This window comes from Arthrobacter cheniae, from assembly GCF_003602275.1.
Lineage (GTDB): Bacteria > Actinomycetota > Actinomycetes > Actinomycetales > Micrococcaceae > Arthrobacter_D > Arthrobacter_D cheniae.
Genome location: NZ_QZVT01000009.1, coordinates 101,525 through 124,696, shown reverse-complemented (window position 1 = coordinate 124,696; position 23,172 = coordinate 101,525). Strand labels below are relative to the sequence as shown.

Annotated in this window: 24 protein-coding genes and 1 pseudogene; 12 read left to right on the top strand and 13 right to left on the bottom strand. The window is 66.3% G+C overall.

Features of this window, described 5'->3' with window-relative positions; all coding sequences use genetic code 11:
* Positions 1 to 468 precede the first annotated feature (468 nt).
* Complete coding sequence (locus D6T63_RS15540) at positions 469 to 855, top strand: hypothetical protein (protein WP_120149969.1); 387 nt, start codon at positions 469 to 471, stop codon at positions 853 to 855.
* A 164-nt stretch (positions 856 to 1,019) separates the two neighbouring features.
* Here the strand turns inward: D6T63_RS15540 and D6T63_RS15535 are convergent, their stop codons facing one another.
* The 3 genes from D6T63_RS15535 to D6T63_RS15525 all read right to left on the bottom strand — a co-directional run bounded on the left by D6T63_RS15535 (position 1,020) and on the right by D6T63_RS15525 (position 2,643).
* Positions 1,020 to 1,421, bottom strand: a complete 402-nt coding sequence (locus tag D6T63_RS15535) for a hypothetical protein (RefSeq protein ID WP_120149968.1) — start codon at positions 1,419 to 1,421, stop codon at positions 1,020 to 1,022.
* Positions 1,422 to 1,507: 86 nt separating this feature from the next.
* On the bottom strand, positions 1,508 to 1,957 hold the full coding sequence (locus D6T63_RS15530) for a cupredoxin domain-containing protein (RefSeq protein WP_120149967.1): 450 nt from the start codon (positions 1,955 to 1,957) through the stop codon (positions 1,508 to 1,510).
* 92 nt (positions 1,958 to 2,049) lie between these two features.
* Complete coding sequence (locus D6T63_RS15525; protein ID WP_120149966.1) at positions 2,050 to 2,643, bottom strand: COG4315 family predicted lipoprotein; 594 nt, start codon at positions 2,641 to 2,643, stop codon at positions 2,050 to 2,052.
* Positions 2,644 to 3,515: 872 nt separating this feature from the next.
* Here D6T63_RS15525 and D6T63_RS15520 point away from each other — a divergent pair.
* The 3 genes from D6T63_RS15520 to D6T63_RS15510 all read left to right on the top strand — a co-directional run bounded on the left by D6T63_RS15520 (position 3,516) and on the right by D6T63_RS15510 (position 5,441).
* Entirely contained in the window at positions 3,516 to 4,394 is an 879-nt protein-coding gene (locus tag D6T63_RS15520; RefSeq protein WP_182977037.1) for a GAF domain-containing protein, read from the top strand.
* Positions 4,395 to 4,501: 107 nt separating this feature from the next.
* A complete protein-coding gene (locus D6T63_RS15515) occupies positions 4,502 to 4,801 on the top strand; it encodes a hypothetical protein (protein WP_120149964.1) in 300 nt (99 codons plus the stop codon).
* Positions 4,802 to 5,198: 397 nt separating this feature from the next.
* Positions 5,199 to 5,441, top strand: a complete 243-nt coding sequence (locus D6T63_RS15510) for a YegP family protein (protein WP_120149963.1) — start codon at positions 5,199 to 5,201, stop codon at positions 5,439 to 5,441.
* A 112-nt stretch (positions 5,442 to 5,553) separates the two neighbouring features.
* On the opposite strand, the gene D6T63_RS15505 is transcribed toward D6T63_RS15510, so the two are convergent.
* Positions 5,554 to 5,880, bottom strand: a complete 327-nt coding sequence (locus D6T63_RS15505; protein WP_120149962.1) for a putative quinol monooxygenase — start codon at positions 5,878 to 5,880, stop codon at positions 5,554 to 5,556.
* Positions 5,881 to 5,962: 82 nt separating this feature from the next.
* On the bottom strand, positions 5,963 to 6,193 hold the full coding sequence (locus tag D6T63_RS19005; RefSeq protein ID WP_147394396.1) for a hypothetical protein: 231 nt from the start codon (positions 6,191 to 6,193) through the stop codon (positions 5,963 to 5,965).
* 159 nt (positions 6,194 to 6,352) lie between these two features.
* Here D6T63_RS19005 and D6T63_RS15500 point away from each other — a divergent pair, with 159 nt between their 5' ends.
* Both D6T63_RS15500 and D6T63_RS15495 read left to right on the top strand, forming a co-directional pair.
* Entirely contained in the window at positions 6,353 to 6,766 is a 414-nt protein-coding gene (locus tag D6T63_RS15500; protein ID WP_120149961.1) for a YkvA family protein, read from the top strand.
* A gap of 81 nt (positions 6,767 to 6,847) precedes the next feature.
* Positions 6,848 to 7,876: an isopenicillin N synthase family dioxygenase gene (locus tag D6T63_RS15495; RefSeq protein ID WP_120149960.1), complete on the top strand. Its 1,029-nt coding sequence runs from the start codon at positions 6,848 to 6,850 to the stop codon at positions 7,874 to 7,876.
* A 78-nt stretch (positions 7,877 to 7,954) separates the two neighbouring features.
* Here D6T63_RS15495 and D6T63_RS15490 read toward each other — a convergent pair.
* Positions 7,955 to 8,699, bottom strand: a pseudogene (locus tag D6T63_RS15490) (beta-galactosidase); the annotation flags it as partial.
* Positions 8,700 to 8,879: 180 nt separating this feature from the next.
* Between D6T63_RS15490 and D6T63_RS15485 the strand changes: the two are divergent.
* On the top strand, positions 8,880 to 9,650 hold the full coding sequence (locus D6T63_RS15485; protein WP_120149958.1) for a CHRD domain-containing protein: 771 nt from the start codon (positions 8,880 to 8,882) through the stop codon (positions 9,648 to 9,650).
* Positions 9,651 to 9,784: 134 nt separating this feature from the next.
* On the opposite strand, the gene D6T63_RS15480 is transcribed toward D6T63_RS15485, so the two are convergent.
* The 3 genes from D6T63_RS15480 to D6T63_RS15470 are packed head-to-tail and all read right to left on the bottom strand — an operon-like array spanning position 9,785 to position 10,900.
* Positions 9,785 to 10,084 carry a DUF3253 domain-containing protein gene (locus D6T63_RS15480; protein WP_120149957.1) on the bottom strand — a complete coding sequence of 100 codons (300 nt, stop codon included), beginning with the start codon at positions 10,082 to 10,084 and terminating at the stop codon, positions 9,785 to 9,787.
* Entirely contained in the window at positions 10,077 to 10,433 is a 357-nt protein-coding gene (locus D6T63_RS15475; RefSeq protein ID WP_120149956.1) for a hypothetical protein, read from the bottom strand. The genes D6T63_RS15480 and D6T63_RS15475 overlap by 8 nt, the downstream gene beginning before the upstream one ends.
* 8 nt (positions 10,434 to 10,441) lie before the next feature.
* A complete protein-coding gene (locus D6T63_RS15470) occupies positions 10,442 to 10,900 on the bottom strand; it encodes a DUF3817 domain-containing protein (RefSeq protein ID WP_120149955.1) in 459 nt (152 codons plus the stop codon).
* 16 nt (positions 10,901 to 10,916) lie between these two features.
* Between D6T63_RS15470 and D6T63_RS19310 the strand changes: the two genes are divergently transcribed.
* Together D6T63_RS19310 and D6T63_RS15465 are read left to right on the top strand one after the other, a co-directional pair.
* Entirely contained in the window at positions 10,917 to 11,066 is a 150-nt protein-coding gene (locus D6T63_RS19310) for a hypothetical protein (protein ID WP_182977036.1), read from the top strand.
* 68 nt (positions 11,067 to 11,134) lie between these two features.
* Positions 11,135 to 14,716 carry a TM0106 family RecB-like putative nuclease gene (locus D6T63_RS15465; RefSeq protein WP_120149954.1) on the top strand — a complete coding sequence of 1,194 codons (3,582 nt, stop codon included), beginning with the start codon at positions 11,135 to 11,137 and terminating at the stop codon, positions 14,714 to 14,716.
* A gap of 93 nt (positions 14,717 to 14,809) precedes the next feature.
* On the opposite strand, the gene D6T63_RS15460 is transcribed toward D6T63_RS15465, so the two are convergent.
* Both D6T63_RS15460 and D6T63_RS15455 read right to left on the bottom strand, forming a co-directional pair.
* A complete protein-coding gene (locus tag D6T63_RS15460; protein WP_026533290.1) occupies positions 14,810 to 15,013 on the bottom strand; it encodes a cold-shock protein in 204 nt (67 codons plus the stop codon).
* A 220-nt stretch (positions 15,014 to 15,233) separates the two neighbouring features.
* Positions 15,234 to 16,223: an LLM class flavin-dependent oxidoreductase gene (locus D6T63_RS15455; RefSeq protein WP_120149953.1), complete on the bottom strand. Its 990-nt coding sequence runs from the start codon at positions 16,221 to 16,223 to the stop codon at positions 15,234 to 15,236.
* Between the two features lie 159 nt (positions 16,224 to 16,382).
* On the opposite strand from D6T63_RS15455, the gene D6T63_RS19305 reads away from it, so the two are divergent.
* On the top strand, positions 16,383 to 16,544 hold the full coding sequence (locus D6T63_RS19305; RefSeq protein ID WP_182977035.1) for a hypothetical protein: 162 nt from the start codon (positions 16,383 to 16,385) through the stop codon (positions 16,542 to 16,544).
* A gap of 14 nt (positions 16,545 to 16,558) precedes the next feature.
* Here D6T63_RS19305 and D6T63_RS15450 read toward each other — a convergent pair whose 3' ends face one another.
* On the bottom strand, positions 16,559 to 17,110 hold the full coding sequence (locus D6T63_RS15450; RefSeq protein WP_120149952.1) for a helix-turn-helix domain-containing protein: 552 nt from the start codon (positions 17,108 to 17,110) through the stop codon (positions 16,559 to 16,561).
* 86 nt (positions 17,111 to 17,196) lie between these two features.
* Here D6T63_RS15450 and D6T63_RS15445 point away from each other — a divergent pair, with 86 nt between their 5' ends.
* Positions 17,197 to 18,393, top strand: coding sequence for a benzoate/H(+) symporter BenE family transporter (locus D6T63_RS15445; protein WP_235830787.1), 1,197 nt, complete (start codon positions 17,197 to 17,199; stop codon positions 18,391 to 18,393).
* Here D6T63_RS15445 and D6T63_RS15440 read toward each other — a convergent pair.
* Positions 18,390 to 19,691 carry a cation:proton antiporter gene (locus D6T63_RS15440; RefSeq protein WP_120149951.1) on the bottom strand — a complete coding sequence of 434 codons (1,302 nt, stop codon included), beginning with the start codon at positions 19,689 to 19,691 and terminating at the stop codon, positions 18,390 to 18,392. The genes D6T63_RS15445 and D6T63_RS15440 overlap by 4 nt on opposite strands.
* Before the next feature lie 163 nt (positions 19,692 to 19,854).
* Between D6T63_RS15440 and D6T63_RS15435 the strand changes: the two genes are divergently transcribed.
* Complete coding sequence (locus tag D6T63_RS15435) at positions 19,855 to 23,154, top strand: DEAD/DEAH box helicase (protein ID WP_120149950.1); 3,300 nt, start codon at positions 19,855 to 19,857, stop codon at positions 23,152 to 23,154.
* Positions 23,155 to 23,172 lie beyond the last annotated feature (18 nt).

Genomic DNA, 23,172 nt, shown 5'->3' with positions numbered 1-23,172 from the left:
TCAGTGACACCCACGGGTTCCTCCGGATGACACTGCACGACGACGGGTCATTCGACTGGAAATTCGTTCCGACATCGGGGACGAGCACGGACGCAGGCACGCGCTCCGCACCCCGATGAGGCGGCAGTTTTTTGGCACCTCATCGTTTTCCCTGTAACCCTTGGAAACCAAGAAGCAGACAGACGGGTGAAAAGCAGCTCTTGACTACTCACGGCGAGGGAGGCGATTGCGGCGAGGAAGTGCACCGGCTCCGGCCTCGCCACCACGAGAGCGGACGAAACAGGTAGTGCCTACTCGTGTGGAAGCCGGAAGAAGCGATCACTGTTGAGAGTGTTGCCAGGGTGGCAGACGGGGCAGGGAATAGGAGCGTGATGGCGCAGAACCGAACGATCCCGACGGATCTCGGGTACAACTCCGGCGTCCAGGCTTCCGCGATGAAGTCTGCCCAGAAGCACTCGGAGGTACGTCGTGATTCCTGTCCTTGATACATGCGCCTTCGAAATACTCGCCGACGACCTTGGCTCGTTCGTCGCGTCCGAATTCCTGACCTCTTTCGACGCGCTGCTGGCCGATCGAATCCGACGGATAGAACGGGCCCTCGAGACGCAGGACGAAGAGGAAGTCATCACGGCCTTGCTGAGCCTGCAAGCCAGTGCTGCGATGGCAGGCGCAGCTCAATTGCAGGCATCAGCAGCGCGCGCACTGGCGCAGCGGCCGGTGGGATCGACGCCGCCCGGACCGCTTGTGCGGAAACTCCAGGGACAGGCCGACATGTTCAGGGATGCCTTTGCCACCTTCCACCACAGCGGCTACACATCATTGACGAACGAGCCACCGAGCGGCAAGCTCGCCTGACCGGAGTGCAGGGAGCATGACGGCGCTACTGATTGGGCCGGCTGGTCTGGCTTCTCCACAGCACCCTGGAAGAAGCTGCAGGTCCTCCATTTGGAGGATGGCCTGCTACGTTTCGGGGTGCGACGGGGCCGGGGTGCGCTCCGGGAGTGGCCCGGCGTAGCGGCCTACGTGTCATTCCGGCGCCGGAGCAGAAGCACATATCCGATGACGGCGAGGGTCCCCGCAAAGGCTTCTGCCACTGCGGTCAGCGCTTTCTGCGGATACCAGACGGGTTCATACATGGATGGAATCGGTCCGATGGCCGGGACCTGCACATAACGGTACAGAACCACTGCGGCCAGGGCGGATAGTGCGACGATCGCTGCGATCGCGAAGGCGGCTCGGCTACCCCGGATCAGGACATACGCTGCGGCGAGGATGGAGACGACTGCCTGGATCCGGAAGAGGGCGCCTCCGCCGATTCCAGAGGGTGCAGCCTGCTGAAACCCTGATGCAAGCTGAAGGTGAATGACCGCACTGACCATCAAACCAACTCCGATCAGGACCCGCAGGACGATCATCAGCATGTGATTGCGCCCCTGTCCCTCGGCGACGGAACCCGGCCCCCGTACGGGTCCAGTTCTCCTCTTGTTGTGAGCAGCTCCTGATGTGCTCATCCGATGACCAGGGTTCCGGACATCGCGGGGTGGTACGTGCAGATGACCGCATACTCGCCGGCTTCGTCGGGTGCGGTGAAGGTTACCGTTTCACCACCGGAAACATCGACGTCGAACCCGCCCTCGGTCTTGGCCGTGAGGGTATGCGGGGCATCGTCCTCATTGACAATCGTCACCACCGCGCCGGGTGCAATGGTTTGCGGCATGACGTACTCGAACTCGGTGATCGTGATCACCGCTTCCTCCGCCGGCGCAGCTTCCGCCGAAGCAGGCGCTGAACCTGGGGTCCCGGCACCGGCGGTGACCGCCGCTGATTCCGGCGCCGTGGCCTCGCTTGCCGCGCTTGTCGCCCCCGACGTACCTGGCTCGGCGTCGGAGCTGCACGCGGTGCTGCCGGTAAGGACAACGGCGAACAACAGAACTGACGTTCGGTAACGTACTTTCATTGCGACTTCCCCCAGAATGCGTTCACGAGTTGGTGAGTGACGGGCGGTCGCTGATGACGCCAAGTGAGCACCGCCGGAGATGAGCGACGGACCTACTGGATCATGGTCCCGTCAGGAGCTACCACGTACCAGACGTCTCCGACGGCTTGTCCGTTGATGTCGCCGGCTGCCTGGTCCTTGTTGAAGTAGTAGATCGGCATTCCGTTGATGGTCATCTGCAGATCACCCTCCGGGGTTTCAATGACGCCGGTCTCACCGGTGACGCCCTCCACCTCCGGGGTTTCGGTCCCACTGATGACCGGCGGCCAAGCGACCAGGCAATCATCGGTGCAGGCACTGACCCCGGAATCGGCAACGTCTTCGGTGAAGTAGTAGACCGACATGCCGTTTGCGTCGACCACGATCTCGCCCAGCTCACTTGTCGCCACGCCCAGCGTGGTGGGGCCAACCGCCGCGGGCGCGCTGGCCTCGGCGGTTGCCTCGTCACTCGCAGACTCTGTTGGCTCGGCTGCCTCGGTCGTTTCGGCTGCCTCGGTCGTTTCGGCTGCTTCGGTTGTTTCCGCCGGCGCCTCTGTAACCTCAGCCGCTGTTGTCTCCGGTGCTTCCGCCGTGGACCCGGAGCATCCGCTCAGTGCCAGCATGATGAGTGCGACGCCGGCTAACGAACTGGAAAGTTTCTTGTCCATGACTTCAATCCTCCTGATAAGCCCGGCAGGGCCGGGCCGGCGGGACGGACCTCTTGCCATCCCCACTCGGGACAAGACTGCGGCTTTGCTCTTGGACAAACCTTGGGAGAACTTCTCCCGTGGAACAAAACTCCGTTTTCCCAACGCCACACCTGCCAAATTCGGCGCACACGAGAAGTTGTCGCGCACCCCAGCTGCGGTGACAGGTTCTGGTGTGACGGTTAATGCCGGTCCCGCGTCATGAGGTACCGGGCCAGTGGAGCGAACTGCCAAATGACGATTAATTACCGTCGCCGCTCGACGCCCCTAATCGAAGGGCTGAATGGGCCGGTCAAGATGCGGTGACCGCGTAGCCGTGAAGTCTGCGGTCACTCTGCTGCAAGGGAACGTTTTGAACCGCGGGAACGGAGCGACCCGCCGCAAGGATCAGTATCGATTTGAAGGAGCAGCGTTCGGGAGTATCCGCGATAGTCGACGTCGACGTTTGGACATTGGGAAAACCTTGCGGTCCGATCCTGGTCAGACCTGCACCAAAGATTCTCCAAGTCCGCCCGTTTAAGCTCGCGAAATCAGCCACAGCAGCACTAAGAGACGCACCACCGCAGACAATGACATCTGCTCCGCCGCCGCGGAGCAGATGATCTATCCCACAAGGAACTTCACACCTCTTGAATTCGCGTACACATCAGCTTCAACTCGCACGACAGCGCCCAGCACAACGCATCACACCAGGAACATCAACCGCGTCCAGTACAGAGGAAACCGGTCCGATGGCTCGACCGTCGCCTATGCCTGACGGCATACGGGTGCACGTTCGGTGCGCGGAGGTTCGGTTGATTCGTGTCTTCGCGTCTATCAAGGCGAGGCATACCGTGAACCCTTATGAACAGCAATGGCTGACAGCCCAGGCGGCGTCAGAAGCAACATTGCTCGTCGACGACGTGTGGGTGCGTTACGTCGTGTTGGGCGGTGCTGCTGACGCTGTTGCTGTCGCCGCTTATCTCCACGGAATTGTGCTCCTGGATGTCCTGCACCGCGATCTTGTGTCCTACGCCGTCAATGAGCTGCTTCAGACACAGCCGGCAACCAGGCAGTTTCCTGTGTTTCCGGACAGCGGGTCGTCGCCGGCAGTACGCCGTCGAGCCCCTTATGCCGACGAGTCAGGACCGGCCAGGAACTCCGGCGGCAGGACGACACACACCGCAACGACTCTCCACCCCTCGATGACCTACGGCTCGTGGCCCAGGCTGGCCGCACGGCTGGAGACGATGTTCAATCCCTTCGAGGCCGAACACCGCCGGTCGGCATCGCTGATGAGCACTGGCTTGGTGCAGTCGGGGAAAGAGGAACGCTTCGATCTCCTCACGCAACGAGCGCGGAGGACGTTCGACGCAAGTTCGGCGACGATCACCTTCCTCGAGGCGGGCAGTCCGGTCGTCAAATCCGCCGCGGGGCTCGTCCTCGATGACCTGGCAGGGCGAAGCACCTTCTGCTCCCATACCATCACGGAGGACCGTATCCTCATCATCCCGGACACCCTCACGCACAAGTGCTTCGTGAGTGACTCTCTGGTCGTAGGTGAACCACACATCCGGTTCTATGCCGGGAGCCCTCTTACTGGCCCCGGGGGGTGGCGCATCGGCGCTCTCTGCATCTTCGACACGAGACCCCGAAGATTCAGCAGGCAGGACGAACGACAACTACGAATCCTCGCCGCTCTCGTCCAGACCGAAGTATTCGATCATTACTAGGACACTCGGGTCGATCGAATGACAGCGGAACCGACGGTCGATAGCCCAGTCCTACCCCGATCTCCTCCTGGGCGGTGCTGTGCGCAGGAGCCTGAGGCAACTCGGTCTTGGAGATCGCCCTGGTCGGAAGCAACGTGCGCATGGACCGGTCAACAGAATTCTTTTCCGCGCTGACGTCCTCAGCGCGGTCGCGGGCATTACTCAAGACCGACTGGGGAGCGCGCGAGCCGATAGGCGTGCATGTGGAGGGCAAGCTTTCGTTCCGTTTCCCGGCGCCGTTCGCCCTGACGTTCGAGAAGTGTTCGCCTATCGACAGTCTCGGCTTGTTCACCTTCCGCAGGGACACGCAGCTGCGGCGTCGGCAAAAGCGCCGGCGAGCTGCTCGATGGGTCACGGGGCTGCTCTGAACTCATGGTCAATCCTCTGATCAACAAGACCGTGAAGGTGTCCGTCCCGCCCTGATCATCCAACACAACACCCCACTCGCATAGGGTCATCGGGCCCGCTTCGGCAAACGTTCAGGGCAGAGGTGAGCCGCTGTCGCGGCTGGATTGAAGGGTGACGTCAAATTTCAGCGTGATGATCGTGTCGCTGCAGGAGTGCGGTTGATTAGCCGGATCAAGGAACAATCACGGATTACTCGCTAGTAAATGAAGCGGGTCCTACCATAGAGGAGTGGGTGTGCTGGGGTCACATAGGGGAAGCCCTATCCCGTTACCGGGCCGACTGGAACGCAGTATTGTGTTCCAGTTTTGATGACGAGCCCGAGCAGTTCATCTGCAAGGGCAACCACAGGGGGTAGCGATGACTGGAACGTTCGAGCTTTTTCACGACGAAGGCATTTCCTTCGGGTTCAGATTGAAGGCTTCCAACGGGACGGTCGTGGCCGTATCCGGGAAGTTCGTGGATAAAGCGTCCGCAGTCGAGGGGATCAGCGTCGTCCGTGAGTGCGCCGGAACCGGTCTGATAACAGATTTATGCCCACCAGTATCTTTTGACCCGATTGTGAAGAAACCGGATTCCTCGCCGGCTGCTGCGGCCGTGTGAACAAATCACTTGACCTGAGGTAGCCGCCAAGGTGCGCCCCGGGACCTGAGCATTTATTCCGCTCATTGTTCAGGGAAGCTTGACCCCATTCCTGCTCTGCAGGGTATTTCTGCTATGCAGGGTCGACGGTCAGTTCTCCCATGCGGCCCCAACCCTCTGCGACGATTCGCTCACTGATGATCTCCGGCGTCTCGACGAGCGCCTGCGGCATGTCCTGCATGGCCCGGGAGAAGTGGTCGCTGTTGACGTGTGCCTCTGCGGCGTCGTCCTGGAAAGCTTCGATGAGCACGAATCGGTTCGGATCCTCCACGCTGCGGGACCAGTCGAACCACAGGTTGCCCGGCTCCTGACGCGTGGCCTCCGTGAAGTCCCGCGTGAGGTCGATCCAGCGGTCGCTCCACTCGGGCTTCACAGCGAACTTGACGACGATGAAGATCATGGGATGGTGCCTTCCGGTGGAGGTGCTGCGCTTCGGTATGTCCCAACCTATGTGCTTCCGACGTCGGACGCAGGGCCGAACCTCATCTGTGGAGGGCTGTTGTCCTGTCGAGAGGCTGAGGTAGAGCATCGTCATGAGCCACGAGTGACACGGTGGCGGGGACCGGACCGACGGGACGGCGCACGAGCGCGATCCCCGGGTAGAAGCGGCTCCCCGTCCACGCGGCGTCCTCCCGAAATTCCACGCCACCGGCCTCCTGTACCACCCAGATCGACGCGTCCCGCGTGGAATTGGATACGGTGTTCTCGGACACCTTCACTGATTCTCACCCTGGGGAGCGGATGAACGCAGCAAACTGAACCGTTTCGGCAGGCGCGCGAGGTGCAGGAACACACGCGCGCAGCCGACTGAGCGGACCACACGGGTCCTGGCGAAGCACTCGCGGCACACAAACGACGACGGGAGGGCGCGCATGGACTGGCAGATCGTGATTCAGGCCGTCATCGCAGTGTTGCTCGCCTACGCCCTGTTCCTGCTGGGCCTCGCCCTGTACGCCCGGCGACACCCGGACGTCATCTCCCTCACGGACGCCCTCCGCTTCGGACCCGACCTCCTCAGGCTGATCCGGCGCCTCGCAGCGGACCGCGCACTACCCCGACTGAACCGCATCATGCTCGGCGGACTCGTGATCTACCTGATCCTGCCGATCGATCTCGTCCCGGACTTCCTGCCCGTCATCGGGTACGCGGACGACGTCGTCATGATCGCCGTCGTGCTCCGGGCGGTGGTGAGGCGCACAGGCCCCGACGCGCTGCAGCGCCACTGGCCAGGCTCCGACGGCGGCCTTCGTGCCGTGCGCGCACTGGCCGGACTTGGGGGGTCCTGATCATGATCCTGATGATGTGTGACGCAATATGGCGTAACGCAAACGGGGTCGGTGCTTTCCACCGGGCGTAATCTCCTGCGCATGCACCACACTCCGGGTTCGATCCCCACCCTTGACCTCAGTACCGCACGTTCCGCCGATGGCTCCTTCACCCCGGAGTTCATCGAAGAGCTGCGCGACGCCGCCCACACCGTCGGTTTCTTCCACATCGTCAACTACGGTGCCGCCCCCACGCAGGTCGACGACCTCTTCTCCGTGACGAGCCGCTTCTTCGACCTCCCCCTCGAGGAACGCCTGGCGATCCACAACCGCACCTCCCCCCACTTCCGCGGCTATGCAGGACTCGGCACCGAGATCACGCGCGGTCGCCCCGACGCACGCGAACAGATCGATTTCTCCCCCGAGCGGGAGCCCGTTGCCGACTACCCTGACGACGAGCCGTACTGGCTGCTCCAGGGTCCGAACCTCTGGCCGCGCGAGGCACTGCCCGAGCTGGAGACCCAGGCCATGGCCTGGGCCGCACTGATGTCCGAGGTGGGCGCGGAACTTCTCTCGGCCATCGCCGTCTCCCTCCACCTTCCCGAGGACTACTTCGCCGAGCCCTTCGAGGGGACACCCGCCTGGATGGCCAAGCTCGTCCACTACGTCGGCGGCGTAGTGGAGGGAGCGGGGTCCCAGGGCGTCGGAGCCCATGCCGACTACGGCTTCGTGACACTCCTGCTCCAGGACGAGGTCGGTGGCCTCGAGGTCCTCCCCCACAGCGCGAGCGAGTGGGTTCCGGTCACGCCGATCCCCGGCGCGCTCGTGGTCAATCTCGGCGAGATGCTCGAGGTGGCCACCGAGGGCTACCTCGCGGCCACCATCCACCGCGTCACGTCGCCGGCACCGGGTGTGGATCGCTATGCCATCCCATTCTTCTGGTCGCCGAGGCTCGACGCCGTGATCGAACCGGTCCCACTGACGGAGGAATTGCGGGCGGCGGCGCGCGGCATCTCCGACGACCCCGAGAATCCCATGCTGTCCTCCTACGGGTCGAACGTCCTGAAGGGCCGGGTCCGCGCCCACCCGGACGTCACCGAGCTCCACCACCCCGAGCTCGCCGCGAAGTAGCCGGCAAACAGCCAACGGCAGACGACGGCGGCACCCACGCGGGTGCCGCCGTCGTCATCTGCCCGTGGCCCTGCTGCCCTACGCGTCCGCCGTGAGCGACGCCAGTTCTATCGCGGCCACCCGGTCCGGGATGGCCCGGATACGTGCGATGTCGAGCTTCGCCGCGCGGTCGAAGGTATAGATGCCGTTCTTCTCCTGGAACACGTCCGTGAGCTGTGTATGGCAGTACCCGAACATGTCCGGGTTGTCGATGAGCACCGAGCACAGGCCCTCGAAGCGCACGTACGGGTCCTCCTCGCCGGCGACACGCTGGCCGTAGCCCCAGGACTCTGACTCGTCGTCGCCGGAGACGGCATGGGCCGCCTCCTCCTCGTTCCACCAGATGCCCCCGAATTCGGAGACGAAGAAGGGCTGGCCCCTGTACGGGACGGAATAGTCCTTGTCGTTGTGGTTGCGGTTCAGGAAGGGCTCGTTGTGCGCGAGGCCGCCCTGCTCGAGGGCGAATGCCGCTGGATCCTGCTCATAGGAGTGGGAGTCGTAGATGTCGGTGTCGAGGACGCGGTGCGCGTAGCCACTGCGTGATGAAGCTCGCCGTCGGCGCCTGGTTGTGTCCGACCGGCCCGGCACCCGAGACGCCCCAGTCCCCGAACTCCCCCCACACCAGGTACCCGAGCCGGTCCGCGTGGTACAGGAAGCGCTCCTCGAAGACCTTCTCGTTCCAGCGGCAGATCGTGAAGGGCTTCGCGACGTCGGGACTCGGCGGCCAGTAACCCTCGACCACCCCGAGGATCCGCCCTTTGTAAAGGGGCCGGCCCGGGCAGCGCCGCTGCTATTGCATGCGGGGGTGCCGGGACAGGATGAGACCCGAGGGCGCGACCCGCGGCAGCACCATCGGGATCCACCACGCGGGACAGCCGTTCCATATGACGGAGCGCTCCGAGTTCCACCTGATGCGGATCCGGTGAGGGATCCGTTCCGATCACACAGTGAAGGATTCAGACTGATGAACAAGAAGAGCCTCCTCGCAGTTCCCATCATCGCCTTGGGCGCCGTCGTCCTGTCAGGTGCCCCCGCCATGGCCGCCGATGGCACCTACTCCTCGACCCTGGGACAGCTCAACGGCACCACGGGCACCGGCACGGTCACACTGGACGTCGTGGGTGACCAGGGGACCATCAACCTGCAGGTCTCGGGCCTCGCCGAGACCTTCATGGGCGCCCCGTACCCGCACGTCCAGCACATTCACGGTGGATCAGCCGGGATCTGCCCTACCCCGGCCAATGACACCAACGCCGACGGCATCATCAGCGTCACCGAGAGCGCCCCCGCCTACGGAGGCATCGTCACCACGGTCACCACGTCGGGCCCGACAACTCCTGCCGAAGCCCTGAACCTGCAGCTCGGCGGTCAGGGTGGCACCTACGCCATCCAGCGCACCTTCACCGTAGACGCCCCCACCATGGCTGCACTCGAGAACGGCACGGCGGTCATCAACGTCCACGGACTGGATCCGGCGACCACGCCGGCAACGGCGGAGGCGTTCAACGCGCCGAGCGACCTGACGGCGGACCTGCCCCTCGGGGCCACGTCGCCTGCGCTCTGCGGCACGCTGATGAAGGCACAGATGGGAGCCATGCCATCCGGCGGAGCCGACACCGGTGTAGCCAACGAGCCTTCTTCGAACCCGGCCGGCTTGATCGCCCTCGGCGGCGGCCTGGTGCTCGCGGCAGCCGGCGGGACCTACGCCGTGCGGCGCAGCACCGCGAAGGCGTAACCGCACCGCATCCCGGGTATCACCAGCAGCCGTCGTAGGCACTCCGAGCAGTGTCCACGGCGGCTGCTGTGCGCGGAAGGGTTCCGGTGACAGGGACCGCTTGCCGCACGCGATCGATCAACACCGTCCTACGTTCAGGGGCTTTCCGAGGGCGTCAGCGAGAGTCCTTCCTGCGCCGGCTCGTCGACCCAGCGGATCCGGATGGGCCCTCGGACGTCGGACTCCACACGGTCGCCGTGCTGCGTGACATCGACGAGTCCCTCCGCGGCGAGCTCGAAGGCGATGCGCCGGGCCGAGGGCATGAGCTCCCGCCAGGTGTCACCACCGATACTCCGGGCAGCATCGGACGGGCAGAGCGTCTTGCTGCTCCCCCGCTGCTCGGCGATCCGCAGGATCTCTGCACGAAGGTCAGCATCGGACACCTGCTCAGGCATCGCCGGGACGCTTGCGGATGGCGCTGTCAGGCCGCTTCGGGTGCAGCGCGTCGAGTTCCTCCAACGCAGCCGTCCAGCGCGCCGTCCGCTCGGCCTGCGACTGCTCCCACCAGGGGGTTCCCCGCTCACCGAGCCCCTCCTTCGCGAGCTGCACGGTGCGCCGGGCGCGAGGCAGCGCTGCGCCGTCGTCGCCCTTGGCACTGGTACGCACTCCCGAGCGGCCACGGCCGAGGTGGGACATCAGACGCGCCCGTACGTCGTCGGGGAGTGACGGATCGGTCCTGCGCCAGCGACGTCCGCTGTGGAGGAAGAATCGTTCGTCATCCGTGGTGCCTGCAAGATCCTTCATGTCCCCCCTCAACTCGCTGACCCGGGAGGCCCGACGAGCAGCAGCACGGAGAAGACCACGGAGATGCCGACGATCGCGACGAGCAGGGCCACGAGCGGACTCCGCAGCACCCACGCCTGCAACGTCTCGACGGAGTTCCTCGGCGCTTCGGCACCCGGAGCGAGGCGCCAACCGCCCGTCAGCCGGCCACGGCGCTCGATCCAGCGCTCGAAGGGGACGGTCGCGAACGGGACGATCGCGGAAGCGAGTCCGAGCAGGCCCGTTGCGATCGACCAGCGCTGGTTGATCCAGATGAAGAGGGTGGCGACCACGAAGCACAGGAACACGAAGCCGTGCACCGCGCCCGCAGGCGGCACGAGCGCGGGGGTGGTGCGGGTGACGTACTTGAAGAACATGCCCAGCAGCAGGAAGGCCCAGGTCACCGCCTCCGCGACGGCGACGGTGCGGAAGAGCGTGCGGGGGTTCATGGAGTGCTCCTGGTCGGTGGTCGGTCATGCCAATTCTTCCATCCCTGCCGAGTGGCCGCTGCCGCCGGCCCGGGCCACGCTGCGTATCCTTACTGTCGTTGCGTCCGCCTGCGTCCTCGACAACGACGTCGTTCCCGCCGTCGGGCTCGGCATGCCCCACTCCTGAGACCTCCGTCACACGATCGTCGGTGGTGCGTGGTGCACTGGTTCCTCCCGACGAAAGGCTGTCAACCCATGTTCCTGCTCGACTACACCGGCAGCCCCGCAGCCCGCCCGGACCTGGTGTTCTCCGCGACGGACCTCGTCACCGCGTCGGAGTGCGGCTACCGGCTGCTCCGCGTCCTCGACGAAAAGCTGGGGCGGGCACCCCGTGCCTCCTTCGCCGCGGACGAGATGCTGCAGCGGGCCGCCCACCTCGGCGACGTGCACGAGCACAGGGTGCTGAACGAACTGATCGCCCAGCACGGCCTGTGGTCGCCCGACAACGCAACGGGCGTGTACGACGTCGAACCCGCGGCGTCCATGGAACGCACCACCCTGGAGGCCAAGCACGAGGAGTCCGTCCGCGCGCTGCGCTCCGGGGCGTCGGTGGTGTTCCAGGCGGCCTTCTTCGACGGCAGGTTCCACGGCCGCTCCGACTTCCTCGTCCGGCAGGAGGACGGCGCCTATGCCGTATGGGATACCAAGCTCGCGCGTCACGCGAAGGTGGGCGCCCTGCTGCAGCTCGCGGCCTACGGCGATCAGTTGCAGGCAGCAGGAATCCCGGCATCGCCCGAGGTGACCCTCGTGCTCGGGGACCGCACGAGGAGCACGCACAGCCTCACGGACCTCCTCCCGGTGTTCCGGGAGCGCCGCACGCGTTTTCTCGACCTCGTGGACGACCACCGGAACCAGCCCGACCCGGTGGTATGGGGAGATCCTGCTGTTCCCGCCTGCGGGCGGTGCGACTACTGTGCCGAGCGGGTCGAGGCCACCCGGGACCTCCTGCTCGTCGCATCGATGACGGGGAATCGCAGGGCGAGGCTCCACGGCGAGGGCATCACGACGATCGATCAGCTCGCCGCGATGCCGCGGCGGCCCGAGGATACGACCCTCACCCGGCTGCAGGACCAGGCGCGCCTGCAGGTCGGCCTCGGCGAGGTCGACGGCGGGGTGACCTACGAGGACGCCGAGGGCACGGAGCACACGCTGTCCTACCGGGTGCTCCCGCAGAACACCCTGTCCCCCCTGCCCGCACCGAGTCCCGGTGACATCTTCTTCGACTTCGAGGGTGACCCGCTCTGGCAGGATCCGGTCGACGGGAGCTGGGGCCTCGAGTACCTGTTCGGCGTGGTCGAGGAACCCGTCGGTGACTCAGGCGCTTCCGGTGAACCGCACTTCCGTCCATTCTGGGCCCACAGCAGGGCTGAGGAACGCACGGCGTTCATCCGCTTCCTCGACTATGTGGCGGATCGACGGAGGCACTACCCCGACCTGCACATCTACCACTACGCGGCATACGAGAAGACCGCACTGCGGCGCCTGTCCCTCGTGCACGTCATCGGCGAGGACGCCGTGGACACGCTGCTGCGCGACGGCGTGCTCGTCGACCTGTATGACACCGTGCGGCACAGTCTGCGTATCTCGGAGCGCTCCTACAGCCTCAAGAAACTCGAACCCCTGTACATGGGAAGCACTCTCCGCACGGGCGATGTCACGGACGCCGGCGCCTCGGTGGTCGCATATGCCGCCTACTGCGAGGCGCGCGACGACGGCGACGACGGCGCTGCCGCGGAGATCCTCGCCGGTATCAGCGACTACAACCGGTACGACTGCCTCTCCACCCTCAGGTTGCGGGACTGGCTGCTCGCCCTGGGATCCCGGCCGTCCGCCTCCCCCTCATCCGTGGTGCTGCATTCCGGCACCGGCAGCACGCACGTCGGTGAGGCGGCTCCCGTCGAGCTGCCCGCCGAGGAGGCACGCCTCCAGGCATACCTCGCCGACCTGCCACCGGATGTCGCCGCCCAGCCCGACCAGCGGGCCATCGCCCTCGTCGCCGCCGCCGTCGGCTATCACCGGCGTGAGCGGAAGCAGTTCTGGTGGTCGCACTTCGACCGGCTGGCGGCACCCGCCTCCGAGTGGGAGCAGTCCCGTGACGTCATGGCCTTCCGATCGGTCGAGGTGCTCCTGGACTGGTCGAAGCCGAACCCGCGGTCGAACCCGGTGCGGACCCTGGAGGTCACAGCCCGGCTGGAGGCCGGTGCCGACTTCCGGGACGGCGGCTCCCATGTCGCCATCTACGACGCCCCCGTTCCCGATGGCGCCGACACCACGGACAGCGGCGGCACGGGACGCGGCGGCTGGTTTGGGGTGGAACTGACCGAACTGTCCGAGGACGGGAACGGCCTCACCACAGCCGTCATCAGGGAGAAGCTGCGGCGCGGGGCGGAGGAACGCCCCGCGTTGCCGGTGGCCCTCGCCCCCGACCAACCCATCATGACGACGTCGCTCCAGGCCTCGCTCATCGAGCTCGCCGGCCAGGTGGGGCGCGTGCTGCCCGAGGTCCCCGCGGGCCCGGCGCTGGACCTCCTGCGGCGCACACCCCCTCGCCTGGACGACGGCGGCTCCCTGCCCCCGGTGACCGCGGGCGGCGAAGGGTACGCCGAGGCCATCACTGCAGCCCTGCACCGGCTGGCGAACTCCTACCTGGCGGTACAGGGACCACCGGGCACCGGCAAGACGCACGTCGGTGCGGAGGTGATCGCACGGCTGGTGGATCACGGCTGGAAGGTGGGCGTCGTCGCGCAGTCGCACGCGGTCGTCGACAATCTGCTGTGCCGCGCCATGGAAGCCGGTGTGCCCGACTCCCTCGTAGCGAAGAAACCGAGGGACGGGGAGCAGAACCTACCGTGGACGCAGCGGTTGGACACCGATGTCGCGCGCCTCGTGGACGCACAGGGCGGCTGCCTCATCGGCGGCACGGCCTGGACGATGACCGGCAGGAATGTGCCCGCAGGGTCGCTCGACCTGCTGGTCATCGACGAGGCAGGACAGTTCTCGCTGGCTAACACCATGGCGGTCGCACGTGCCGCCCGGAGGCTCCTCCTCCTCGGTGACCCGCAGCAGCTGCCGCAGGTCAGTCAGGGCACGCATCCCGAACCGGTGGACGAGTCGGCGCTGGGCTGGCTCTCCGCCGGTCATGCGACGCTGCCTCCCGAGTTCGGCTACTTCATCGCGGACACGTGGCGCATGCACCCTGAGCTGTGCGGCGCGGTATCGGCCTTCGCCTATGACGGACGCCTGACCACCGCTCCCGCTGCGAGGGCGAGGCGGTTCGACGGCGCAGATCCCGGTATCGAGTGCGTTCTGGTCGACCACGTGGACAACGCGACCTCATCCCGCCAGGAAGCGGTGGAGGTCGTCGAGCAGGTGGAGCGGCACCTCGGGCTCCCCTGGACAGAGGAGAGTGGAGCGGAGGAACGTCCGCTCCACCAGTCCGACATCCTCGTGGTGGCGGCCTACAACGCCCAGGTGCAGCTCGTTCGGAAGGAGCTGGCCGCAGCCGGTTACGGACAGGTCCGGGTGGGGACGGTGGACAGGTTCCAGGGCCAGCAGGCCGTGGTGGTGATCGTCAGCATGGCGGCATCCTCGGCGGCGGAAGCACCGAGGGGGATCGGGTTCCTGCTGAACCGGAACCGCATCAACGTGGCCGTCTCGCGCGGCCAGTGGCGCGCCGTCATCATCCGCTCGCCACGGCTCACGCACCACATGCCGTCGACGCCGTCGGCGCTCGAGGAGCTCGGCGCGTTCATCGGTCTCTGCGGAACCAGGGCCTGAGGACACCCGGGGACACCGCGCCTTAACGACGAAGCAGGCCGGACCGAAGTCCGACCTGCCTCACTCGAAAAGATCTAGCGGAGAATCCGAGCCTTAGAGGGGCTGGATGTTCGACGCCTGAGGACCCTTGGGGCCCTGCTCGGTGTCGAAGCTGACCTTCTGGTTCTCATCAAGCGAGCGGTAGCCGCTTGCGTTGATGGCGGAGAAGTGTGCGAACACGTCTGCGCTTCCGTCGTCGGGAGCAATGAATCCAAAGCCCTTTTCAGCGTTGAACCACTTCACGGTACCTGTTGCCATTTTTGTTTATCCTTCTGAAATTCAGACGCGCTCCGACTTTCGGAACGCCCCAGTCGCGGCGTGCTTTCCGCTTTTTCAGAGACGCGGTCTGTCCCGCGAGGGCTAAACCGCGCGAAATACAAATGCGCAACACTACAACTGGGTCCTACTTAACCAAACGTTGGTGGGTAATGGCAAGCAGGAGACGAAAGTTCCTTGTTTTCGTAACTTTCGGGTAGCCCTAGACAGCGACCGGATGCATGGCTCCGGCCAGCAGTTCGAAGGAGCGGAGCCAGGTTTCCGTGGTGCCGGCCTGGGTCGCGACGATGAGTTCGTCAGCCTCGACCTGCGCTGCGAATCGCTCGAGGTAGTCCCTGACGACATCGGGCGTGCCGACCGCACTGAAGCGTGCCATCTCGCTCATCTGCTGGCCCCCCGGCGAGGCGAGGATGGCCTCGGATTCCTCCCGACTGAAGGTCTGCCCGCGGCCGAGCAGCAGTGTGACGCGGCGCAGCATGGCCTCGTGGAACTCGTGGTGGGCATCGCTCGCACTGTCGGCGGCGATGACGTTCAGGCCGGCGATGAAGTGCGGCTTGTCCGCCTGGGCCGATGGCTGGAACTCCCGGCGGTAGATGCCGGCGGCCTCCTGCAGTGCCTGGGGTGCGAAGTGGGACGCGAATGCGAAAGGAAGACCCAGGGCGGCGGCGAGCCGTGCACCGAAGAGCGAGGACCCGAGGATGTACAGGGGGACGTTTGTGCCACGGCCGGGGGTGGCCTGCACGCCGGGTACGCGCGTCTCACCCGTCAGGTATCCCTGGAGTTCGAGGACGTCCTGCGGGAAACTGTCGGCCGCCATGGGATCACGGCGAAGCGCACGGGCGGTGTTCTGGTCGCTGCCGGGTGCACGTCCGAGGCCGAGGTCGATGCGGCCCGGGTGCAGGCTCTCCAGTGTGCCGAACTGCTCGGCGATCGTCAGAGGCGAGTGGTTGGGCAGCATGACGCCGCCGGAACCGAGACGGATCCTCGAGGTGTGGGCGGCGATGTGCGCGATGAGCACGCTTGTCGCGGAGGACGCGATGCTGCCCATGTTGTGGTGCTCGACATACCAGATGCGGCGGTAGCCCCAGGTCTCCGCGTGCTGCGCGAGCACTACGCTCGAAGCGAAGGTCTCCGCGGGCGTGGACCCTTCGGCGACCTGTGCGAGATCCAGGATGGACAGGGGAACGGTCATGGGAGGTGCCTCTCGATTCTTGCTGTTGGCGGCGGTTCGAACCGCGGACCTGTGGAGGGAACGGTTGCCTGGGCGCATCTATTTCCGTCCGCACGTCGAAACATGGCCTCCGTGGCGCATCCCACACCGACGCGCGGAGCGCTCTGACAGACTTGTTGCATGCCGAACAGCGATCTGCCCCCGACCGAAGCCGCCCTTCGCGAGCGCCAGGATCTCCTCGTCCGCGAGCTCGCCGTCGAGAACAACTCCGCCCGCCTGCAGTCGCTGAGTGACGAGCTCGAGGCCATCCAACGGCTCCTCGAGCAGGCGCGCAACTCCTGACACGCTCGACCTGATCAGGCGACGTTCTCCGGCGTCTCGATGACGAGGACGCCCTCGGCACCGTCCGGTGACGAGTAGCTGTGCGTGGTGTCTCCGCTCCACGAATGCGATGCGCCGGCGGCCAGCAGCTGTTCCGACCCCTGCTCCCCCACCCGTGCACTCCCCCGCACCACGCGGAGGTGCTCGGTCGTCCCGGGCCTGTGTGGCGGCGACACCCGTGTCCCTCCGGCTGCGACGGTGAGCCAGAAGACCTCGGTGGTGCCGCCGTCGTCATGCGTCCGCACCGACAGCAGCCGGGCGTCGACGACGCCGTCGGAGACACTGCGCCCCACCTCATCCCCCACGAGCCCCGTGAGCGGCACCCCCAACGGTCCCGCGAGCGCGTAGAGCGTCCCGAGGGTGGGGTTCCGCGTCCCGGCCTCGAGTTCCGAGAGCGTACCTTTCCCGATCCCCGCCTCGGTGGCGAGAGAGCTCAGCGACAAGCGCTTCTCGTGGCGCAGGGAGGTGATACGCCGGGCGACCGCGTTCCTCAGCGACACATTCCGGTCAGGGTTGTCCTCGGGCATGCCGGCATCCTACGCTTACCGTTCCATATACAGAACACTCCGACCGACCGGGCGGGCGCAGCAGCGCTGCAGGACAGGAGACCGCGGTGCACACCCCGACCGTCCGGCCCGGCGTGAACGAGCCCGTGCTCGCGGGTATCGTCACCGCCCTCGTCGGGTTCACGTCCTCGTTCGCCGTCGTCCTGGCGGGGCTTCGCGCAACCGGAGCGACGCCGGAGCAGGCGGCGTCGGGGCTGCTGGCACTGACCGCCGTGATCGGGCTCGGCATCGTCCTGCTCGCACTCCGGTACCGCATCCCCGTCACCCTGTCCTGGTCCACGCCAGGTGCCGCGCTGCTCGCCGGAGCGGCCATACCGGCAGGCGGCTGGCCCGCCGCGGTGGGAGCATTCATGGTGACGGGCGTCCTGATCGCCCTCACCGGCGCCATCCCGTGGCTCGGCAGGCTCGTGGCACGGATCCCGCAGCATCTCGCGCAGGCGATGCTGGCAGGGGTCCTGCTGCCGCTCTGCCTCGCACCGTTCCAGTCGATCGGCACCATCCCGCTGCTGGTGCTGCCGGTCATCCTCGTATGGCTCGTGTCCTCGGCGATCGCGCCGAAGTGGGCTGTACCGCTCGCACTCGTCGCGGCCCTCGTGGTGATCGGCCTGCAGCTCACCCTCGACGGGACAGTGATCGAGGCATCGTCCCTGGCGCCGTCCCTCGCTCTCACCCTCCCGGTGCTCGATCCCGCCGCCGTCATCGGCATCGCCCTGCCGCTGTACGTCGTGACGATGGCCTCCCAGAACCTGCCCGGCGTGGCCGTCCTCTCATCCTTCGGCTATCGGGCACCGTGGCGGTCGGCCCTGGCCGTGACCGGGGTCGGCACCGCCGCTGTCGCTCCCTTCGGCGGCCACGCCGTCAATCTCGCAGCCCTGTCCGCGGCACTGTCCGCCGGTGAGGGCGCCGGCGCGGACCGGGACCGCCGGTGGATTGCCGCCCTCACCGCGGGCATCACCTACCTGGTGCTCGCGGGGGTGTCGGGGGCGCTCGTCGTCGTCGTGGGCGCCGCCCCGGCCGGCCTCGTGGAAGCGGTGGCCGGCCTCGCCCTGATCGGCACCATGGCGACGGCGGTGACCTCTTCGTTCAGCGAGGCGACGGGCCGGATGAGCGGAGCCGTGACGTTCCTCCTCGCAGCGTCGGGACTGTCAGTCCTCGGCATCGGAGGGGCGTTCTGGGCGTTGGTCGGCGGGCTCGTGGTCCGGGCAGCCCTGGAACGGGATGCCCTCCCCGCCCGCAAGCGCTAGACGGGCGTGTTCGGGGCCTGCGCCTCGTCGCCCTGCTCGCGCGCCTTGCGCTGCCGGGCGCGGTCGAGCGCGTTGATGACCGGAGCTGCCGTGATGCCGTGGATGACGATCGACAGGACGATGACGAGGCCTCCGATACGCCACAGAGCCGATTCGTCCGCCGCGAACTCGCCCTTGGACAGCGCGTAGCTGAGGTAGTAGATGGAACCGATGCCGCGGACGCCGAAGAACGCCAGCACGCCCCGCTCCCATGGCCCGGTCTTCCCTCGGGCGAGGCTGACCCAGGCGGTGAGCGGCCGGACCAGGAGGATGAACGCGACGGCGACCACCACTTCCAGCGGACGCAGTCCCTCGAGCAGGCCGCGTGCAACGGCGCCGCCCAGCAGGACGAGCACGACGACGGTCAGGAGTCGCTCGAGCTGCTCGATATAGCTGTGCAGCACGCCGTGATATCCATGGGTCTGCTCTCCGGTACGGATGGTGACCGCGCAGACGAAGACCGCGATGAAGCCGTATCCCTCGATCGCCTCGGTGACCCCGTAGGTCAGGAACGTGGCCGCGAGCGCCACGAATCCCTCCGAGTAATTGGCGAGGCGCACGCTCTTGATCGGTGAGCTGAAGAAGATGCGGGCCAGCAGCTTGCCCATGCCGAATCCGACAGCGCAGCCGATGATCATGCGCCAGAGCACGTCGAGCAGGATCCACTCGGGGAACCAGGCGGAGGGGGACATCCCGACCGTGCTGATGAGGATGGCCAGATAGACGAACGGGAAGGCCAGCCCGTCGTTGAGCCCCGCCTCCGACGTGAGCCCGAAGCGCACCTCGTCCTCGGCCTCGAGGTCCTCCTCGGACTCCGACGGCTCGCCCACCTGTACCTCGGAGGCCAGCACGGGATCGGTCGGCGCGAGGGACGCGGCAATCAGGAGTGCGGACGCGAGCCCGAGTCCGAGCATCCACATCCCCATGAGCATCACCGCGAGGATGCACAGCGGCATCGCGATTCCGAGGAGGCGCCAGGTGGTCGACCACCGGCGCCGGCCCACCTTCCGGTCGAGGGCGAGGCCGGCGCCCATCAGGGAGATGATGACGCACACCTCGCTGAGGTGGATGGTGACGTCGCTGTAGGCGACGGGGTCCGGGTCGGGCAGGTCCTTGGCGAAACTGAAGACCAGGATGCCGGCGGCGAGGAACACCATGGGCATGGAGACCGGGGCGCGCATCAGCAGCCGGGGCAGCAGCGCGGCGGCGAACACGGCAAGGCCTGCCGCCGCATAGATGATGCTTGCTGCCTCGAACACGTGCGCCTTCTTTCGCTCCACCACTCGCTGATGATCAGTCCCCTTGCTAACAGTAGGGCAGGGACCGGACGGGCATCGCCGGTCGGCGATGGGCTGACAGCCGATAGCGAAAGTGCATCGACGCTGGCCGCTGAGCGTCACCACACCGTGAGAGCATGGAATTATGCCCATTTCCAGCCACCCCATGGTCGATGTCACAGACATCATCCGAATCGTGGGAGGTGCTGCGTTCCAGCGTGGGCAGACCTACGCGAAGGACGGCGCCGTCAGCTCCCTCGCCTGGGACTCCGACTCGAAGCTCCTGACCGGCAAGGTCCGCGGCAGCGCACCGAACGACTATCGGACCAAACTCCGTCTCGGCGTGAAGGGCGACGGCCGCTTCCGCCCTCTCGAAAATTTCTGCAGCTGCCCCGTGGGCGCGGACTGCAAGCATGTTGCCGCCACCGCGCTGCAGAGCAACACGGAGAACCTCCTCGCGCAGCACGAACGTGACCTCGGAGCACGCTCGGCTCCCCGCCCGTCGGCCCCGGAAGGCTGGCAGGCGTCCCTCACGGACCTCCTCGAGGCCGACGACGAGCCCTCCACGGGGAGCGCCGCCCCCCTGACACCTCTCGGCCTGCAGTTCGAACTACGAACCCCGGAGGTGGCGGTGCAGCGGTGGGGATCTGCCGCGGAACGCCAGGGGCAGCGCACCCTCAACACGCGCCTCGGTGTCCGGCCGGTCAGCCAGAACGGCAAGGGCAAGTGGATCAAGAACAACCTGTCTTGGGGCAGCATCAGCTACCAGACGTACGGGTTGAAGCTCGACGCCGACCAGCACCGCTGGTTCTCACAGTTCCCCGCCCTGCACCGGGGCACGGGAGTGAACTACTTCGGAAACAACGACTCCTGGCTGTACCTCGACGACTTCAGCAACCCTTTGCTCTGGCAACTGCTGGACGAGGCGCAACGCCTGGGCATCGCCTTCGTGGGCTCGAAGAAGTCCGTCACCATCGAGCTGGCCACCCGCGCCACGCTCAAGCTGGACGCCACCCGGACGGAGGAGGGCTCCCTCCAGCTCTGGCCTGCGCTCGACGTCGACGGCCGGCGGCATCCGTCGGACACCGCCCACGTCATCAGCACCCACGGCGTCTATACGGTTGCCGCGGATGACACCATCACGCTCGCGCCGACGTCGCGTAAGTTGACGCCGAAGGACATCGAGCTCCTGCAGCGCGGCCGGCCCGTCCTCGTGCCCGAGGAGGAGACCTCCCTGTTCCTGCAGGAGTACTACCCGAAGCTGCGGCAGTCCATCCAGGTGGACAGCAGCGACGGCAGCGTGGAGCTACCCGAGATCGAGCCGCCCGTGCTCGTGCTGACAACCGCGTACGGCGCGGACGGCTCTGTGTCCCTCGAGTGGAATTTCGACTACCCGCTCGGCGACACCGTACAGCGCCGCCCCTTCCGCAGGGGTGGCCCCGGCAGCGAGGACGGCTACCGCGACGCGGACGCCGAGGATGCAATCGCCTCCGCAGCGCGCCACGTGCTCGGCCCGTTCGCGCTCAAGACCCTGAAGCTCGAGGACATGCAGGCGGTCGAGTTCGCGGAGGACGTGCTGCCTCGGCTCCTGGAGCTCGACGGCGTGCGGATCGACGTGGTCGGCGAGAAGCCCGATTACCGTGAATTGACGGAGACGCCCACGCTGCGCATCAGCACCGTGGAGACGGACAACCGCGACTGGTTCGACCTCGGTGTCATGGTCACCGTGAGCGGTCGCAGCATCCCCTTCGACTCGATCTTCCGCGCCCTCGCGCAGGGCCGGAAGAAGCTCAAACTCGTCGACAACACCTATCTCTCCCTCGAGCAGCCGGTCTTCGACCAGTTGCGGGACCTCATCGAGGAAGCGCGGGCCCTGAGCGAGTGGGACCCCGAATCCAGCCTCCAGATCAGCCGCTACCAGGCGGGGCTGTGGGCCGACTTCGAGGACCTCGCGGAGGAGACGGAGCAGGCACAGTCCTGGCGCGACGCCGTGAGCGGGCTGCTCGAACTCAAGGACGTCGCCCCCACCCCGCCACCCGCGGGGATCGTTGCGGAGATGCGGCCGTACCAGGCCGAGGGGTTCAGCTGGCTCGCGTTCCTGTGGCGGCACCAGCTCGGCGGCGTGCTGGCCGATGACATGGGACTCGGAAAGACACTGCAGGCTCTTGCCCTGATGGTGTACGCGAAGGAGAGCACCGGCCTGGCGTCCCCGTTCCTCGTCGTCGCCCCCACGTCCGTCGTGCCGAACTGGTCGAACGAGACCCACCGGTTCGCTCCGGGCCTCAAGGTCGTCTCCATCTCCGACACCCAGGGCGCCTCGGGCCTGTCGATCCTCGATCAGGTGGCCGACGCCGACGTCGTCATCACGTCCTACACCCTCTTCCGGCTCGACTTCCCGGCGTACCAGGCCCTCTCGTGGTCCGGCCTCGTCCTCGATGAGGCGCAGTTCGTCAAGAACCGTGCATCCAAGGTCCACCAGGCGGCCAAGGACTTCGACGCGCCGTTCAAGCTGGCGATCACCGGAACGCCGATGGAGAACAACCTGATGGAGCTGTGGTCGCTCTTCAACATCGTTGCGCCGGGCCTCTTCCCCTCGCCGAGGAAGTTCACGGAGGACTACCGGACGCCGATCGAGAAGATCGGCGACAACCGTCCGCTGGTACGCCTCCGCAAGCGCATCCGCCCACTCATGATGCGACGCACCAAGGAAGCTGTGGCCTCGGACCTCCCGCCGAAGCAGGAGCAAATCCTGGAGGTGGAGCTGCACCCCGAGCACCGTCATATCTACGAGACATACCTGCAGCGCGAGCGGCAGAAGCTCCTCGGGCTGATCGAGGACATGAACCGCAACCGGATGATCGTGTTCCGGTCGCTGACGCTGCTCCGCATGCTCAGCCTCGATGCGTCCCTGGTTGATCCGGAGCACAACGGCGTACCGTCCGCGAAGCTCGAGGTGCTGTTCGAGAACCTCGACGACATCATCGCCGAGGGCCACCGCGCCCTCGTCTTCAGCCAGTTCACGTCCTACCTCAAGAAGGCAGCCGAGCAGCTCGACGCGCGCGGCATCGAGTACGCCTACCTGGACGGCTCCACGCGCAGCCGCGGCGAGGTCATCGACTCCTTCAAGGACGGCAAGGCGCCCGTCTTCCTCATCAGCCTCAAGGCCGGCGGCTTCGGCCTCAACCTGACCGAAGCGGACTACTGCTTCCTGCTGGACCCCTGGTGGAACCCGGCGTCCGAGGCGCAGGCCGTGGACCGCACGCACCGCATCGGGCAGACGAAGAACGTCATGGTCTACCGCATGGTGTCCAAGGGCACCATCGAGGAGAAGGTCATGAAGCTCAAGGAGCAGAAGGCGAAGCTGTTCACCTCGGTCATGGACGACGACGCCGTCTTCAGTTCAGCCCTCACGGCGGAGGACATCCGGGGCCTTCTGGAGGCTTAGGGCACCGGTCAGCTGCCG